The organism is Sphingobacterium sp. UBA5670 (genome assembly GCF_002420705.1).
In the GTDB taxonomy this organism is placed as follows: domain Bacteria; phylum Bacteroidota; class Bacteroidia; order Sphingobacteriales; family Sphingobacteriaceae; genus Sphingobacterium.
Window position 1 is genome coordinate 167,828 of the sequence record NZ_DIIM01000010.1, and the last position, 16,150, is coordinate 183,977.

Annotated in this window: 15 protein-coding genes; 11 read left to right on the forward strand and 4 right to left on the reverse strand. The window is 39.3% G+C overall.

Features of this window, described 5'->3' with window-relative positions:
* Nucleotides 1-111: 111 nt before the first annotated feature.
* Complete coding sequence (locus B3C94_RS09555) at nt 112-675, reverse strand: porin family protein (protein ID WP_293902609.1); 564 nt, start codon at nt 673-675, stop codon at nt 112-114.
* Between the two features lie 364 nt (nt 676-1,039).
* On the opposite strand from B3C94_RS09555, the gene B3C94_RS09560 reads away from it, so the two are divergent.
* The 3 genes from B3C94_RS09560 (at nt 1,040) to B3C94_RS09570 (ending at nt 4,375) form a co-directional block, all read left to right on the forward strand.
* Nucleotides 1,040-1,573 (forward strand): RNA polymerase sigma-70 factor, encoded by a 534-nt coding sequence (locus tag B3C94_RS09560; protein ID WP_293902612.1) that lies wholly within the window; start codon nt 1,040-1,042, stop codon nt 1,571-1,573.
* The gene (locus B3C94_RS09565; RefSeq protein ID WP_293902615.1) at nt 1,570-2,538 is read left to right on the forward strand and encodes a FecR family protein; all 969 of its coding nucleotides are present in this window, start codon (nt 1,570-1,572) and stop codon (nt 2,536-2,538) included. Before B3C94_RS09560 ends, B3C94_RS09565 begins: the two co-directional genes overlap by 4 nt.
* Before the next feature lie 94 nt (nt 2,539-2,632).
* Complete coding sequence (locus B3C94_RS09570) at nt 2,633-4,375, forward strand: hypothetical protein (protein WP_293902618.1); 1,743 nt, start codon at nt 2,633-2,635, stop codon at nt 4,373-4,375.
* 128 nt (nt 4,376-4,503) lie between these two features.
* Here B3C94_RS09570 and B3C94_RS09575 read toward each other — a convergent pair whose 3' ends face one another.
* From B3C94_RS09575 to B3C94_RS09585, 3 genes are all read right to left on the reverse strand, one after another.
* Complete coding sequence (locus tag B3C94_RS09575) at nt 4,504-4,953, reverse strand: KTSC domain-containing protein (protein WP_293902621.1); 450 nt, start codon at nt 4,951-4,953, stop codon at nt 4,504-4,506.
* 55 nt (nt 4,954-5,008) lie between these two features.
* A complete protein-coding gene (locus B3C94_RS09580) occupies nt 5,009-5,230 on the reverse strand; it encodes a VF530 family protein (RefSeq protein WP_293902624.1) in 222 nt (73 codons plus the stop codon).
* Nucleotides 5,231-5,319: 89 nt separating this feature from the next.
* Entirely contained in the window at nt 5,320-5,838 is a 519-nt protein-coding gene (locus B3C94_RS09585) for an NADPH-dependent FMN reductase (protein ID WP_293902627.1), read from the reverse strand.
* A gap of 214 nt (nt 5,839-6,052) precedes the next feature.
* On the opposite strand from B3C94_RS09585, the gene B3C94_RS09590 reads away from it, so the two are divergent.
* From B3C94_RS09590 to B3C94_RS09625, 8 genes are all read left to right on the forward strand, one after another.
* Nucleotides 6,053-6,610 carry an RNA polymerase sigma factor gene (locus tag B3C94_RS09590; RefSeq protein WP_293902630.1) on the forward strand — a complete coding sequence of 186 codons (558 nt, stop codon included), beginning with the start codon at nt 6,053-6,055 and terminating at the stop codon, nt 6,608-6,610.
* A 186-nt stretch (nt 6,611-6,796) separates the two neighbouring features.
* On the forward strand, nt 6,797-7,897 hold the full coding sequence (locus B3C94_RS09595; protein WP_293902633.1) for a FecR family protein: 1,101 nt from the start codon (nt 6,797-6,799) through the stop codon (nt 7,895-7,897).
* Between the two features lie 169 nt (nt 7,898-8,066).
* Nucleotides 8,067-11,342, forward strand: coding sequence for a SusC/RagA family TonB-linked outer membrane protein (locus B3C94_RS09600; protein ID WP_293902636.1), 3,276 nt, complete (start codon nt 8,067-8,069; stop codon nt 11,340-11,342).
* 12 nt (nt 11,343-11,354) lie between these two features.
* A complete protein-coding gene (locus B3C94_RS09605) occupies nt 11,355-12,950 on the forward strand; it encodes a SusD/RagB family nutrient-binding outer membrane lipoprotein (protein ID WP_293902639.1) in 1,596 nt (531 codons plus the stop codon).
* A 68-nt stretch (nt 12,951-13,018) separates the two neighbouring features.
* Nucleotides 13,019-13,501, forward strand: a complete 483-nt coding sequence (locus B3C94_RS09610) for a hypothetical protein (RefSeq protein ID WP_293902642.1) — start codon at nt 13,019-13,021, stop codon at nt 13,499-13,501.
* 229 nt (nt 13,502-13,730) lie between these two features.
* Nucleotides 13,731-14,288, forward strand: coding sequence for an RNA polymerase sigma factor (locus B3C94_RS09615; RefSeq protein ID WP_293902645.1), 558 nt, complete (start codon nt 13,731-13,733; stop codon nt 14,286-14,288).
* Nucleotides 14,278-15,099, forward strand: a complete 822-nt coding sequence (locus B3C94_RS09620; RefSeq protein ID WP_293902648.1) for a hypothetical protein — start codon at nt 14,278-14,280, stop codon at nt 15,097-15,099. Before B3C94_RS09615 ends, B3C94_RS09620 begins: the two co-directional genes overlap by 11 nt.
* A gap of 99 nt (nt 15,100-15,198) precedes the next feature.
* The gene (locus B3C94_RS09625; protein ID WP_293902651.1) at nt 15,199-16,131 is read left to right on the forward strand and encodes a DUF4097 family beta strand repeat-containing protein; all 933 of its coding nucleotides are present in this window, start codon (nt 15,199-15,201) and stop codon (nt 16,129-16,131) included.
* Nucleotides 16,132-16,150 lie beyond the last annotated feature (19 nt).

Below are 16,150 nucleotides of genomic sequence, written 5' to 3' on the forward strand. Positions count from 1 at the left end.
ATTTTTGGTAGGGCTAAAATAATAATTATTGACAAAAAATAAAATGTAAATGCACAAAAAAAGCCATTCAATTTAGAATGGCTTTTTTTGTGCTACTATACTATAGGTTCATTAGAATTTGTAACCTACCATAATGCCGATTGTTTTATTTTTTGCATCTAGCGTTTTGTCGACACTGGTAAAACCATGACTATAATAGGCGTCTAAGGTCAGGTGACTGATATCTACACCGATGCCTACTCTTCCATCAAATGAAAATTTCTTATAATCGGTATTTACGCTGGACTTAACCGTTTTAACATCATAGTTTAGCTGTGGTCCCAGTAGTCCACGCAGGTTAAAGTCGCCATTTTCCAAAAATTTGTAACCTACTTGAAGCGGTAGATTTATTTGATAGAATTTAGGTGTTTTCTGTCCGTTTTCGAAGTTATATTCTTTGCGCAATAGACTGGCCCCTATTCCAGGCTGGAAAAATACACGATCGCCAATACGTGCAAATCCAGCAACTGATACCCCAACTTTGCCATTATTATCTTTTACAGCCTTGTTGCCAAAGGAACTCATATGATAATTGCTTCCGACCTGCAAGCCATAAGTGATCTCTTGTGCTTGAGTAGTACCTGCTATTCCTAATAATGTCAATCCCAACAGGGCTACTTTAAATGTTGTTTTCATTGTCAAATTATTTTTGTTATCAATTTTATGTTGCTCTTTCCTTTATGACAATGGAAAATCCGTATACCCTTAGAAAAAAATAATTTTATAAAATAGATGGCTTACCTTTAACAACAAACAGGAAGTTTTCTAAAAAAGTCTGGTATGGTGAATCTCATGTCATTTCTAGAAGATTGTACAGGGCTCTCTGGCGTATGTATATGAAAAGACTAACAAACAGGGACAAATAACGGATCCGAAATCAAATTGTCCTTATCATCGAAGTTGATAGCAAAAAAAAAATGAAAAATTTGTAAGGGTAATCTTCAATTGGGATGTCTTACTAATAAAGCAGATTATTTAAACAATAAGGCAGATTTGATCAATGTCGGAAAATAAAGAAAAGAATTTTGAGCAGCTTTTTCGAGCGCATTACAAGGAGTTGCATCGTTATGCTTACCGGTATTTGGGCGATAGCGATGTGGCAGAAGAGGTTGTACAGCAGGTGTTTTTACGACTTTGGGAACGTGATTGGGAGGAGCAGGTACATACTTCATTAAAAGCTTATCTCTATCGGGCTATTTATAATGAGAGTATGAATGTGATAAAAAAAGAGCAAAGGAAGCTACATTATCAAGCTCAGGAACAGTATAGACAGGATTTTGTGCCTGCGGTTGATGAAAGTACGCGGGATTTGAACGAAAAGCTACAGGTTGCTTTGGCGGAATTACCCGAAAAAAGTCGTACGGTCTTTGAATTAAGCCGATTTCAGGAAATGAAGTATAAAGATATCGCAGTAACCTTGGATCTGTCGATCAAAACTGTCGAGGGGCATATGAGCAGGGTACTGAAGCATTTGCGAATCGAACTTATGGATTATTTAACATTGATTATTTGCTTTCTTATCTATACACTATGAATAAGGAACTGTTAGAAAAATATATCGTTGGTGAGACCAATGAATTAGAGACAGCCATGATACAAAATTGGTTGGAGAAAGATGCTAAGAACAAGGAGGAATACATAAAAATGAAAAAAATGTGGGATAGTTTGCCAAAACCTTTGGATGTCCCTGAAGTGGACGTGGATAAGGCTTGGGCTGACTTCAAAGCTGTACGCGACAGCAGGGCGTCAAATACTGCTGTAATCCCCAAAAAGACAGCATCTGTGATAAAATGGAGCTGGTGGCTAGCGGCAAGTATCTTGATTCTATGTGCAGTGGGATTCTATATATTTGATCAGTCGCACCGTAAAGAAATGTATCTTTCGAGTACGGGGCAAGTGCGTCAGGATTCTTTACCTGATGGGTCATTTGTTACGTTAAATAAGAACACAGAGATTGCCTACTCAAGCAGATGGACCAATGGGAATAGAAATGTTGCATTGAAAAATGGTGAAGTATTTTTTCAGGTACGCAAGGACAAAAAACATCCCTTCGTTATTGAAAGTGGAAATACTAAAATCACTGTTCTGGGCACAAGTTTTAATGTGCGGCGGGTTTCGAATGCGACAGAAGTTATCGTTTCGACGGGTTTGGTCAAGGTAGGTTATGCGAACAAGGAAGTCTTTTTACGACCACAACAAATGATTACGATTCGCGACAATGATACACTTAAAGTGGACAAGGAACCTGTTAAGGATCAGTTTTATAAATATTATGTGGATCGTGTGTTTGATTTTGAGAATACCCCTTTACAACGTGTTGTCGAGTTGCTTAACCGAGCTTATGACTATAAGATTATTATAGATCATTCTTCCGATCAGAAATTACTGCTGACAGCGAAATTCGAACAAAATAGTTTAACTGAAATTTTGAAAGTCATTTCTAGCACATTTGGATTAAAAGTCAATGTGAAAGACAGGGAAATTCATCTGACGAGATGAATCATCAAATAAATATATTTTCAGAACAATTTGTATAGAAAGCAACATGATACTATTTTTTATAAAGAGAACAGAACTTTACCTTTTCATTTTCATGCTGTGTTCGTTTCATTGGGGACGGGCACAGCAAAAGCTTGCAACGGAGATCCGGATGCCAGCTTTTGCAGCGACTACCATAGGCGATGTTTTCCAGGTATTAAAAGAGAAACAGGATATATTATTTTCCTTTAATGGAAATATTTTACAGACCGACAGTGTTATTCATACCCAGGCTTATCAAGGAAATTTATACGACTATCTGGATCGAATTTTGGGGAAAGAATATAGTTTTAAAGAACTCGGAAGACATATTATTATTCAATACACACCGCAGCGGATGTCGGTAGATTTTGAGGTAAAGACACCCAATAAAAACAAGGTGGTTATATCCGGATATATCAAAAATATCCGAACCAATAATCCGATTTCGAATGTCAGTATCTTTGATCGAAGTGCTCTATTGTCCACACTGACAGATCAAAATGGTTATTTTGAACTGGACGTAAAGAAAAAAAGTAATCTTATCGCCGTGAATGTTAGTAAAGAGACTTTTCGGGATACCAGTGTGATGGTGATTTTTCCGATAGAAGCGCGAATTGGGGATAAGAAGACGCGTGAATACGGCTATTTTGAGGGGTATGAGGAAGATCATGGTCTTTATCGGTCTTTTTGGGGACGCGTATTTCTGTCACCTGCGCAACGGATACAAAGCATGAATTTGGGTGGTATGTTTTTATATAGTCCCTACCAAATTTCGATGACCCCGGGATTAAGTTCACATGGTTTTATACGATCGCAAATTGTGAATAAATTTTCCATAAATATCATTGGTGGAGCGACTGCAGGTGTTAAAGGCGTTGAACTTGGTGGTGTATTTAATATGAACCAATATGACATGCAGGGGATGCAGATGGCTGGGGTGTTCAATGCGGTCGGAGGAAATGTGCACGGGGTACAGCTTGCGGGTGTAGGAAACCGTGTTTTCGAAGGAATGAAAGGCTTGCAAATGGCTGGTGTTTTCAATGGCGCTGGAGGAAATGTGAGTGGAATACAGATCGCTGGTGTAGGAAATCATGTTGTTGGTGGAGTGAAAGGCTTACAAATAGCTGGGGTTTTCGATAAAGCCGATACAGTAAGGGGAGTTCAGATTGCTGGAGTTGTCAATATGGCGAATGAAGCAGCTGGAACGACACAGATTGCCGGGATAGTAAATGCTAGCCAATCGACTGTTGGAAGTCAAATCGCTGGAATCGCGAATAAAGCGAAAAAGGTAAAAGGGCTGCAGTTAGCAGGAATAATCAATATTGCAGACAGTAGTGATTATCCGATAGGTTTGCTGAATTTTATTAAAAACGGTGAAAAGAGCCTAGCACTGTCCATTAATGAGGAGAGCTATCTTGGCCTACAATTTCGTTCCGGCGGACGTGTCCTTTATAGTATATTATCGATCAATGTGGCACTTGAAGGTAATAGACCTGAAAAATATGCTTTTGAAGCTGGGTTAGGAGCTGTATTGCTCAATCGGTCTAAATTCAGTCTCCGTACTGAAGTCGCGACACGTAATCTTTTGACCGAAAAATTTAAAACGCTGGATAACCACCAATCTTCGATACGAGTGATTCCCGCATTTAAATTAAGTGACCGTATATCCATATTTGCTGCTCCTAGCTTGAACTATGCAGAGAGAGATGAAAATACAATTTCTGGTGGTAGCACGGTATGGAAAGTTTGGCGAAGAGACCGTACACGAAATACATTTTACGGCGGTGGAATGGCAGGGCTTATGTTAAAATTATAAAACTAAAAACTATTTGATGACAGCGTTGTTCTACAAATAGCTTTTAAACATTTAACATTTTATGTAAACGCCCTATATCAATCTGATAAAGGGCGTTTATCTTTTTATAGCTGTTGAAAGCACAGTCCTTATACGACTGTGGCAGTCTTTAATACATTACGGTATGGGTAAGAATGGAAGATATGTCTGCGGGCAAATCGGCCTAAAGAATCTGCGTTGACAAATTTAATATAGTCATTCCGCTGAACACCAAAATATTCATATTGACTGCCATCGTGAAAAGTGACTGTCAATATTTGTCCTTTCCAATCAACATCTTGAATACCAGAATTGGTAATTGTCTCGGTGTAGATTGGTAATTGTTGTTCTAATGTCTCCGGACAAATGCTTACCAAGAAATGGTAGGCTTCAATCATTTCCACACTTTTTTCCTCTGCAGCCAAACGACCTTCTTCATCATTGACAAATTTATCTGGATGACATTCTTTCATGATTGTTCGGTAGGTAGACTTCAGGGTTTTAAGATCCACAGATTTATCTACGTTAAGTAACTTCCGGTAGTCGGCAATTTTTTTCATGGCGGCAAAGATATGCTTAATAATCAGATTATTCGCTATGAAATATGAAAAAAACTTATTTCTTCAACAAGGTTTTTACATAGAGCTGCTCAACCTTCTCTCTAGCCCACGGTGTTTTCCTTAAGAAAGTTAGAGAAGATTTTACACTTGGATTCTCATTGAAACATCGGATGGATATGCGTTGCCCCAACTCTTCCCAACCATAGTATTCCACCAAATACTCTATGATGGTGTCAAGCCGCTTTCCGTGTAATGGATTATTAGTTTGTTCTTGCATGTTGTAAAGATAATAATCTTCGAATTATGGATTAAGCTAATTTTTATGACTTGGTTAAAATAGAATACTGCGACAGCACTGGATCAAGGTTAGTATTTATTTAGTTGTACAGCTAGATTTTTTAGATCGAGAAGAAGCTGCTCATCCCAAATTTCTCCCGTTGCATCTAACTTTCCTTTGACTCCTTGTATAAGTAAGTTTCTTTTTTCGTCAATTTGAGCTCCCAACCCCTGTATAATGCGTTGTAACTCGACGTGAGCTGTTTCACCTTGCGCCGCTGCGGTAATAATACTGACGGGCTTATCTGTGAATATCGTCGTTGCCGCACACCACTCAAGTAGATTTTTTAACCCACTCGGAACACTGAAAATGTATTCCGGGCTGCTGATCAATACGATGTCAGCATCGTTAATTACTTGACGGAGCGCAACAATTTCTATAGGAGGATGAGATTGGCTCTCTTCTGGATCAAAATGTGGCAGTTCTTTTAGGCGGTCAAATAGTGTAAAATGGATATTGGCATCAACCTCTTGTTTGAGGTGATTGACAATATGGTGATTGGATGAATTTGTACTGGCACTACCTACAATAGCAAAAATAGTTTTCATGAGTGTTTAATTATTCGCAGAGCACGGCTAGGCTCTTTGCATTTTTACTTCTTATCTTGTTTTCGATGGCACTAAATTACAATATTCAATTCAAACGATTTTCGTTGTTCTTCGCTTGAATGTAATTTTTCCTTTCTTTCTCCTTTTACCGATTAAGTTTATACTTTTGGAATAGGGGACTTTTATTAGCCTTGTTCGGATTATATGCTTTGTTATGAGAAATAAAATGGGGTACCGCTTATTGTGGGAACGTATTCGTACTGGAGACGAGACGGCTTTCTTTGATCTATATGCGGCGCTCTATCAGGAGCTTGTTAATTTTGGGATACGTACTTGTGGTGACAGTGACTTGTCAAGTGAAGCGACCGATCAGGTTTTCGTTAAAATTTGGGAGAAAAGAGAACAGCTAGATCGGGTAGAAAATGTACAGTCCTATCTCATTACTTTTTTAAAAAGACGTATTCTGCGTCTATTGGAGAAACAGCATAAAATAAATACTGCGCTCCAAAATGTAAAAGCAGAGGACGACTGGGTTGAAATGCCCTATGAAGAATTTGTTATTAAGGTACAGACCAATGAGATTATACAGATCCGCCTGAAGGACGCACTGGAGAAGTTGTCTTTTCGTCAGAAACAGCTGGTTAATTTGAAATTCTTTGAAGGCTATTCCTATGAAAAAATAGCTGAAACTACACAGATGTCTGTGAAAACTGCCTACAATACGCTTTATGATGCGTTGAAAATTCTGAGGGAAGAATTGAAAGATATTTAAGTTGTGCGTGTGGCTTTTTATTTTTAGGCTTCAAGAGCGTGCTTGTAAGACGTCTGCAAAAATTACAAGTATGTTGATGTTTTTGTTTAAAATAATGTATTGATTTACAGTTATTTGAAAAATAATTTAAATTTTCTTTAGGAAAAAGCCAGGCTTTCGGGCACTATAGAGTAAATACCCAAAAGAATGAGCCAAAAAGATTATAAACAGTTAGAAGATTTTTTGATTGACGATACTTTTCAAAAGTATTGTTCAGGGGAAGATAAAAACTGTATTCTATACTGGCAACAATATAGCCTAAACCACCCCGAACAAGCAGAGGCTATTCTAAAAGCGAAGCGCCTATACCAACTGTTGGTCGGTAACCGTAGACCTGTGAATGAACAATTGGAAAAATTGAAAACTGACCTTCAAAATTCTTCTGTGGAACATTTTGTGTCAAATCGATTTAATTGGGCCAAATGGGGCGCTGTTGCAGCAGTACTCGTTGCTTTGGTTTCTGGCGGACTCTGGTATTATTCGCAGTCAAGCAAAGTGGACACCGTATTGCCTATCACGTCAATTGGGCAGGTTTACCAAACGAAGAATGGTGAAAAAAAGACCTTTGAATTGGGCGATGGGAGCACTGTAACCTTAAATTCAGGAAGTAGGCTTGAGCTTGCGGCTGATTTCAATCTGGAATCGCGGGTTGTAAGGCTTGCCGGAGAAGGCTATTTTCAGGTAGCGAAAAATAAAGAGAAACCTTTTGTGGTACAAGCTTCCGATTTTGACATCAAGGTACTGGGAACAACATTTAATGTAAAGAGTTATTCAGATGAGCCCACAGCAGAAGCGTTGCTTGTTGAAGGCTCGATTGAAATGAAGAGCAAAGGACAACGGGAAAATTCTGTGATTATCAAGCCAAATCAAAAAATCACGATTTACAAGAACCAAGGCAAAATTGCAGTACAACATAAAACGAATAAACCAATTGCGAGCAAATTACCGATTAAGGAAATTGCTATAGAGAACATCCCTACAGTAGAATCGAACATCGCTGAAATACCAGATATTGCATGGCGTGAAAACAGATTAGAAATCGTGGACCAAGATTTTGAATCTCTGCGCCGGACATTGGAGCGTTGGTATGATGTGGATATACACATTAAAAACGACCAATTAAAACAATATCGTTTTACAGCAACCTTCAGCAAAGAAAATATCACTCAGGTACTGAGTGCTTTACAGAGCGTTGAACCTTTTAAATTTAATGTATATGGGAGAAAAATAACTATATCAGAAAAGTAAAAAGGATGGTGGACCAACACCATCCTTCATTGAAAAAATGATTAACCAAAAGCAGCAACATTGGGGCGTGCTGCTTAATATTAATTTTAACCAACACTAAAATATGATTAAAAATTGCTTATTGCAAATGCGCAATGGATATATTGTGCATTTTAGATTCATTATCCGGATGAAACTAGCCTTAATTATGACTACGTGTGCTGTTATGAATGTTTCGGCAAATGTATTTTCCCAACAAAAAGTCTCCTTGGATGTCCAAAAAACAAAACTGAGCAAGGTACTTAAAATGATCGAAGAGCAAAGTGATTATTACTTTGTCTATAATTCGACGAATGAAAATTTAAATAAAGAGGTGTCTGTCAATGTGAATAATACGAAGGTATTGGACGTATTGACAAAGCTTTTCAATAAAAGTGGATTGGTTTATTCTGTTTCCAAAGAAGGTCTCGTGGTCGTGAGCCAACAGCAGCAAGTTGCTGTTGCAGGAGTTGTCACTGACGAAAAAGGTAATCCTTTGGCTGGCGCTACGATACGTGTTAAGGGAACGGCAGTGGGAAGGGCAACGGATATCAATGGACGTTTTACGATCGATGCGGCAACAGGAAACACCTTGATTATTTCCTTTGCAGGTTACACTTCGCAAGAAGTAGCCGTAACCAAAGAGGGGAATCTGAAAATTGTTTTATTGGAAGACAACCGGATGCTCAATGAGGTCGTTGTGACAGCATTGGGTATGAAGAAAGAGAAGCGCTCGTTGGGGTATTCTGTTACGCAGGTTGCTGGTGAATCCCTTACCACAGCCCGTGAGAATAATGTGATGAATTCACTTGCCGGTAAAGTAGCAGGCTTGGATATTAGTTCCACTTCTGGAGGAGCAGGAGCGGCTTCCAATGTAACAATCCGGGGGGTATCGAGCTTGAACCAAACCAACCAACCTTTATACGTAATCAATGGTATCCCCATGGAAAGTAAGCCAGTGGGTATTGGAAATGCGAATTCTAAAGGGAACTCCGGAAGTCAATGGGATAATGCACCCGATCTTGGTGATGCCATCAGTAATATAAATCCCGATGATATCGAAAGCATTTCTGTTCTGAAAGGGGCTGCAGCATCAGCGTTATATGGCTCAAGAGCAAAAGCTGGTGTCATCCTGATTACGACAAAATCAGGTAAAGGTAATTCGATCGATTTTAATAGTAACCTTGTTGCTGAGCAGATCATCGACAATACAAATTGGCAAACAGTCTACGGTCAGGGGGCGAACGGTGAAAAACCCACTACACAAGCAGGAGCGGCACAAGTGGGCGGATCGAGCTGGGGAGCCAAATTGGACGGTTCTCCGGTAGTTCAATTTGACGGTGTATCAAGACCATATTCATTACAAAAAGGTAATTTAGATCGGTTTTACCGTACTGGTTCAACATGGACAAATACCTTGGCATTAAATAAATCATTTGATGGCGGATCTATCCGTCTGTCGGGAACAGATGTCAATAATCGGTCTGTTGTTCCGAATTCAGGACTGAAAAGACAGTCTTTTAATTTGGTCGGACTATTTGAACCACTTAAAGGTTTGACAATTGATGCACGCTATAACATGATTTTGGAGCAAGTGAAAAATCGTCCCATGGTTTCGGATGGTGCAGGAAATGCCAATTATAATGTCATGTTTTTACCGACGAGCATCAATGTCAACGATTTGAAGCCATGGAAAGATAGCAATGGAAAAGAGATACTTTATAACTCTGGTAATGTGTATGCAACGAATCCTTGGTTTGCAGCAAATGAATTTATCAATAACACCAATCGCGACCGCTCCATAGCATCTGTTACGGCCAAATATACCATGAGCAACGGTTTGTTTGTTCAAGGAAGAGCCGGCCGGGATGCTTATACAGATCATTATAAGAATGTGTTGCCTTCTGGTACGGGGTATTATGAGAATGGTAAAATCGCCGAACAAGAAACGAAATTCGCTGATATCAATGCAGATGTTTTGGTCGGAAAATCATTCACTTTTGGTGAATATACATTGACACCTAACCTAGGTGCAAGTTATAGAAATACCAAAATCAGACAGACAACTAATTTAGGTACCGACTTTGCCATATTTGGTGTCTACAATATTCTGAATGCAAAGAATAAATCTGTCGGCTATCTTGAAAGTGAATCGGAGACACAGTCTACTTATGGTACCTTAGAGTTTGCTTATAAAGATGTCGCCTATTTAACTGGGAGCCTACGTTCAGATTGGTTTTCTACCTTGGCTACACCAGGGTTTGATAATAAATTGAATTCGGTTTATCCGGCCGTTTCGGGATCATTTATCTTTTCAGAATATCTAAAACCATCGTGGCTAAGTTATGGAAAGCTGAGAGCAGGTTTTGCACAAGTAGGTCAAGCAACTGATCCGTACCAGACTTTATTGACCTATAATTTTAGAAGTGAAGTGCTCAATGGTCAACCTTTGGGGGTAATCTCTAATGGGAATATTCCAAACTCTTCCTTAAAAGCTTCTACAGCTACAGAGTTGGAAATCGGAACAGAGTTACGTCTTTTTAATGATCGCTTGAACTTAGATTTAACTTGGTATAATAAGAAATCAAAAGATGAGATATCTTATATCACTACACCATCTGCGAGTGGTTATGCGGGAGCCGTACTCAATGCAGGCAAAATGCAAAACAAGGGATTTGAAGCCTTGATTTCGGCTACTGTTGTTAAAACCGAAGATTTTAAATGGGTGTCCTCGTTAAATGGTTCCTATAATGATAATAAGGTGATTTCATTGGCGGAAGGGATGGATGAGCAGACTGTGGCCACATCACGTTCAGGGGTAGGTTATTTGATGAATAAAGTGGGGATGCCCGCCTTTCAGATTATGGCTTTTGATTACAAGTACGATAGCAATGGTGAGATCGTGAAATTGGCGGATGGCTCCCCTGACCGTGGAGAATTAACTTCTTATGGTTCGGCGATGAACAAATGGTTTGCAGGCTGGAATAATGAGTTTAGCTACAAAAGGTTGACTTTTTCTTTCTTGGTTGATGGAAAATGGGGTGGAAAACTTTTCTCAGGAACGGATTACTATGGTTATATTTTTGGATTACATCAGGAAACTGTGGCTGATCGCGAAAATTTAGGGAGAACGGCATCGACTTATTATACCAATACAGCCAATAATGTCTCGAAGATATTTGTCAATAGTGCTGATTTTATCAAGCTGAGACAGGTTGTTTTGGGGTATACTTTCCCGTCAAACTTGTTCAACAACAAAATTAAGTCGATTACGGTAAGTGCTGTAGCCCGTAACCTCTGGACCATCATGAAGAAAACCAATAATATTGATCCAGAATCCAGCTACAATGCAACCTTCCCAGGCTTAGAACTTGGTGGAGTGCCGGCGGTGCGTACTTACGGTGTTAATTTAAGTGTTAAATTCTAATTGCAAACAATCATGAAAAGATATATTAAACCGGTATTTGTTAGTTTAATAGCAGCGACTTTGTTGCTGGAAAGTAGTTGTACGAAAGACTTTGAAAAGATAAATACAGACCCCATTGCTTACGTTAAAGATAATTGGGATCCAAATTATACGTTGAGCTCGGCCCAATTGTTTTACACGGGAAGTTTTGATTTTGCATACGATACCTGGCGTGGAAATTTAATTTATTCGTCGACAATGATGCAGGGGCTATCGACAGTAGTGAGTTATTGGGCAGGGGATAAATATATGCTGAACGAAAGTTACACTGCGGCATATTGGGGGACGGGCACTGTTGGCGCATATATTGAACAGGTGCGTAATATTGCTGATGTCGTTGAATTTACGCGGGATAAACCGAAATATGTTAATCTGCATAATGTCGCCCGTATTTGGAAAGCACTCATATTTGCCCGATTGACAGATTTGTATGGTGATGTTCCTTATTCAGAGGCGGGGTTAGGTTTTTATAATAAAATCTATAAACCCAAATATGACAAGCAGCAGGATATCTACAGCGACCTATTAAAAGAGCTGGAGCAAGCTACTGCTGCTTTAAAAGATGATGGCGATAAAGTAACTGGCGATGTTATTTATAAAGGGGATATAGCAAAGTGGCGGAAATTCGGTAATTCTTTATTGCTTCGTACAGCCATGCGCCTAGTGAAAGTTGATGAAGCAAAAGCGAAGGAATATGTGCAAAAAGTTGTTGGTAAGACGATGGATAATAATGCAGACAATGCATTTATTCTTCATGACGAGTCTGGATCAAGGGTTACTCAAAATAGAAATAGCCAAGTCCTATTGGGAGATGGCGGACAAGAAAATTATTATGTAAAATGGTCTAAAACATTTATAGATTATTTAAAAAACAATAATGATCCGAGATTGCAAAAAGTTGCGGTCACCAAACTCTATTTATCTGAAAAGGACAAAGTGCAAAACGGAAGTTTTATCACCGACCCAGCGAAACAAAAGGGTATGCCTAACGGCAAGGATTTAGGCTCTAATGCGCAATATAATATTAGTAGTGATCCGAGCTATACGACTTTTTCGGATTATTCCTCGCCCAATCCTAATATGATTAAGCGTACCGGTGCGACATTTATTCTGACCTATGGAGAGTCCGAATTGCTTTTGGCAGAGGCTGCCCAACGTTGGGGTATCGGTGGTAGTGCGAGTGATCATTATAAAAAAGGTGTGAAGGCAAGTATTACTTATCTAAATCAATATGATGGTTCTCTAGCGATTAGTGATGCCGACGCAGAAACGTATCTAGCAGCGCATCCATTTGATGCCGCAGATGCTTTGAAGCAGATAAATACTCAGTATTGGGCACATACGATAACCATGCTCGATTTTTATGAAACTTGGAGCAACTGGCGCAGAAGTGGGTATCCAGTGTTGACTCCAGTGAACTATCCTGGAAATGCGACTTCGGGGACTATCCCAAGAAGATTCCCTTACCCTTCAACTGAGGCCGCTATCAATGGCGAAAATTATAGGGCAGCTTCTGCCGCCGTACCAGGTGGTGATAAGTTGTCTGGCCGCGTGTGGTGGGATAAATAATTACAATGGTTTGTTTTTGATTGAGGCCGAACTTTCGTAGTTTGGCCTCTTTAAACCTTTTATAAAATATGATATACCTAAAAAATCAACTGCTATTTGCGATCGCGGCCTCCTGTCTTGTCTTTTCATGTAAAAATAATACTGAAAATAAGGGTACTGATGCGGTAAAATCAAAATCTTTGACCGGTACCTATAAGCTTATTGAAAGCAAAACAATCAAAGGAAAGGATACCGTAACTGCTTTTACGGATACCAGCAAAACAGAAATGTTTAAAATGTTTAATGACGACCATTTTTCTTTTTTTAATCACGATAAGGAAAAAGGCAAAGGTAAAGAGCCGCTGTTTGTTGCTGGTGGAGGGACCTATTCTTTTGATGGTGTCAAGTATCAAGAGAGATTACAATACTGTTCAATGCGTGATTGGGAAAGCAACAAGTTTGATTTTGAACTCACTTTAAAAGGAGATACTTTGATTCAAACCGGTGAGGAGAACTTACCTGAATTAGGTGTCAAACATACGATTGTGGAAACCTATTTAAAAGTCAAATAAGCGATATTCGAATACTTTAAATTTTAGAATCCCTATTCAGTTTATTTTATTAATGCAGGCACTCAAGATCATTCTTGAGTGCTTTTTTTGTTGATAGAATGGGATTTTAACGGCTTTTGTGTTTTTTTTGGATTATTTTAGAAAAAAAATGAAATTATAGTGCAACATTTTCAGCAGGCTCCCGACTACATAGTAGAAACATAAGAATTAACAGTATTAATTTTAGAACGTGCAAAATCAGCTTAGCGATAAAGATTTATTAGCGATGTGCCAATCTGGTAACGAGTCTGGATTTGCGCAGCTCTATCATCGGTATGCAAAAAAGATTTTTAATTCTATTTATCGGGTTTTGTCCAATCAGGAAGAAAGTGAAGATATTTTGCAGGAAACCTTTGTTGATTTTTTTGCAAGATCAGATAAATGGCATTTAGTTCTCAGTGTAGAAGCTTGGTTGAGAAGAATGGGCGTGAATAAGGCAATCTCACTATTACGGAAGAATAAGCAATATTTTACGTCGGTGGACGATTTGGAAATTCAAGATGATGGCGAAGACGAATTATTGGAAAAGGAATGGCGCGAATGTCGTTTAACAGATTTGGAAGCTGTAATCGATCAGCTGACGGGTATACCAAAGATGGTGGTCAATCTTTATCTGTTTGAAAATATGAGTCATGATGAAGTTGCGGAAACATTGGGAATGACGGCGGTGGCCGTTCGCAGTCAGTACCATCGCGCTAAAAAGAAAATTTACGAACAATTGAAGGAAAGGTATAATTATGCGGGATAATTTAAAAGATTTTGTAAACGCCAACCGAGAGGCATTTGATCAGAGAGAACCGTCGGCGGATCTATGGAATAAAATCAGACCGCAAGTAGTTCCCCCTGTTCAGGAAAGAAAGATTAAGCCTTTATGGAAATGGGCTAGTATTGCGGCAGCAGCATTATTGGTTGGGACAGCGACTTTCATTGCTTTTGATCAGCATAATGAAACAGAAGTAGAAAAACGAATGGCTGAAGTTCATCCGGTTGCTGCTGGGAAGAAAGATAGCGAGGCAAAAGCTATTGATGTGGAAATGCCGGATGCTGCTACCGAAACTAAGCAGATTTTAGCTCCCGTTAAAGTCCTAGCAGGCATAAAAAGTAAAGGAAAACAATCTTTCCGGGAGAGCGTATTGGAAACTGATCATCATGAAATGGTAGAAGGGGTAGATTATGTACAGATGCTTCAGGATTCGAGTTCGGCAAGTACACGCTTGAGTGCTGTTTTAGCGTTGAAAGATGGTGGAAAGCTAGATAGAAGTAGCATGGGGGCTTTGGAGAAAACAGCGGTTTCAGATCAGAACAGTAATGTACGTATGGCCGCAATTGAAACCATATTAAATGGACTAAGCCCAGAAGCACGTCAGCAGAAGGTTCAGGATTTCTTTGTGGAGCAAAATGATCCGGCTTTACAAATGGAACTGATGCAAATAATGGCCCAGCAGGATGATCCGACGATGAAAGCGACAACAAAAGATAAGCTAAATGAAATTGTGGAAGATCCATTTACGCTGAAATTTGTGAAGGAACAGGCATACGCGGTATTGTTGAATCAATAATTGAATAGTTAAAGAGAAGTCAGACTGTGTGCGTTAATTTATGATAAAGCATCAAACGCATTATTTGGCTAATAAATAATGAAGACAAACTAAAACGAGATGAAAAAGATAAGGATAATGATGATTGGGGTGGCACTCATTTTTGCAAGTGCATTGCAGGCCCAGGTAAATGAAACTGTCGAAGGAGTGGCTGCGCCAAAACCGCCTAGCCCGCCTAAAAAGGCCAGAGCGACTTCAGGCGTTATTGTAAGTAATAGTAATAATTTCACATTCAATTCCGCCGGATTTGGTCGCAGTAGCGGGCCGAAAAGCTGGAAGGAAATTAAAGTAGCCGACTTAGGAAATAAGCTGCTGTTAAAATTGGATAATGTCTATATCGAAGGATATCGGGGGAAAGACGTACTGATTACTGCCAAGGTGGAGGAGACTGAAGAAAATGACCGTGCAAAAGGTTTACGTGTGATTAATGGCTCCGGATTATCGGATAATTCAGGGCTTGGTATGAATATCAAGACAGAAGGTGGGGTGACTGAAGTAAGTATGGTCGGAATGCCTTTAGAGGATTCTATTCGTATCAAGATACCGATGGATCTACCTGTTACGATTAAAGGCGGGCGTGGGGCTATGTTTAATGCAGGGGTGATTGAATTGAAAGATATCCGGGCTGAGGTTGAAGTTGCCAGTACGATGGGGAACGTGAATTTATTGAATGTAACAGGACCTATCAATGTAAAGGTCTCACAGGGAGATGTTACGGCTAAATTTGTTCAACCTGTCAAAGGACCGATTTCTTTGGTGGCGGCCATGGGGGCTGTAGATGTCGCTTTTCCAAAGAATTTTGGAGCCAACGTGGACGTGAAATCTTCTATGGGGAATATTTATGCCGCAGATGAATTCCAATTCGAAAAAAACACTGAGGAGCCGAAGTCAAACCCTATGGGTAATGCAGTGAAAGGTAAAATGAATGGAGGTGGACAGGACGTGATTTTAAAAACATCGATGGGCGATATTTATATAAGAACGCAGAAATAATTAAAAAAATAGCCTGTTT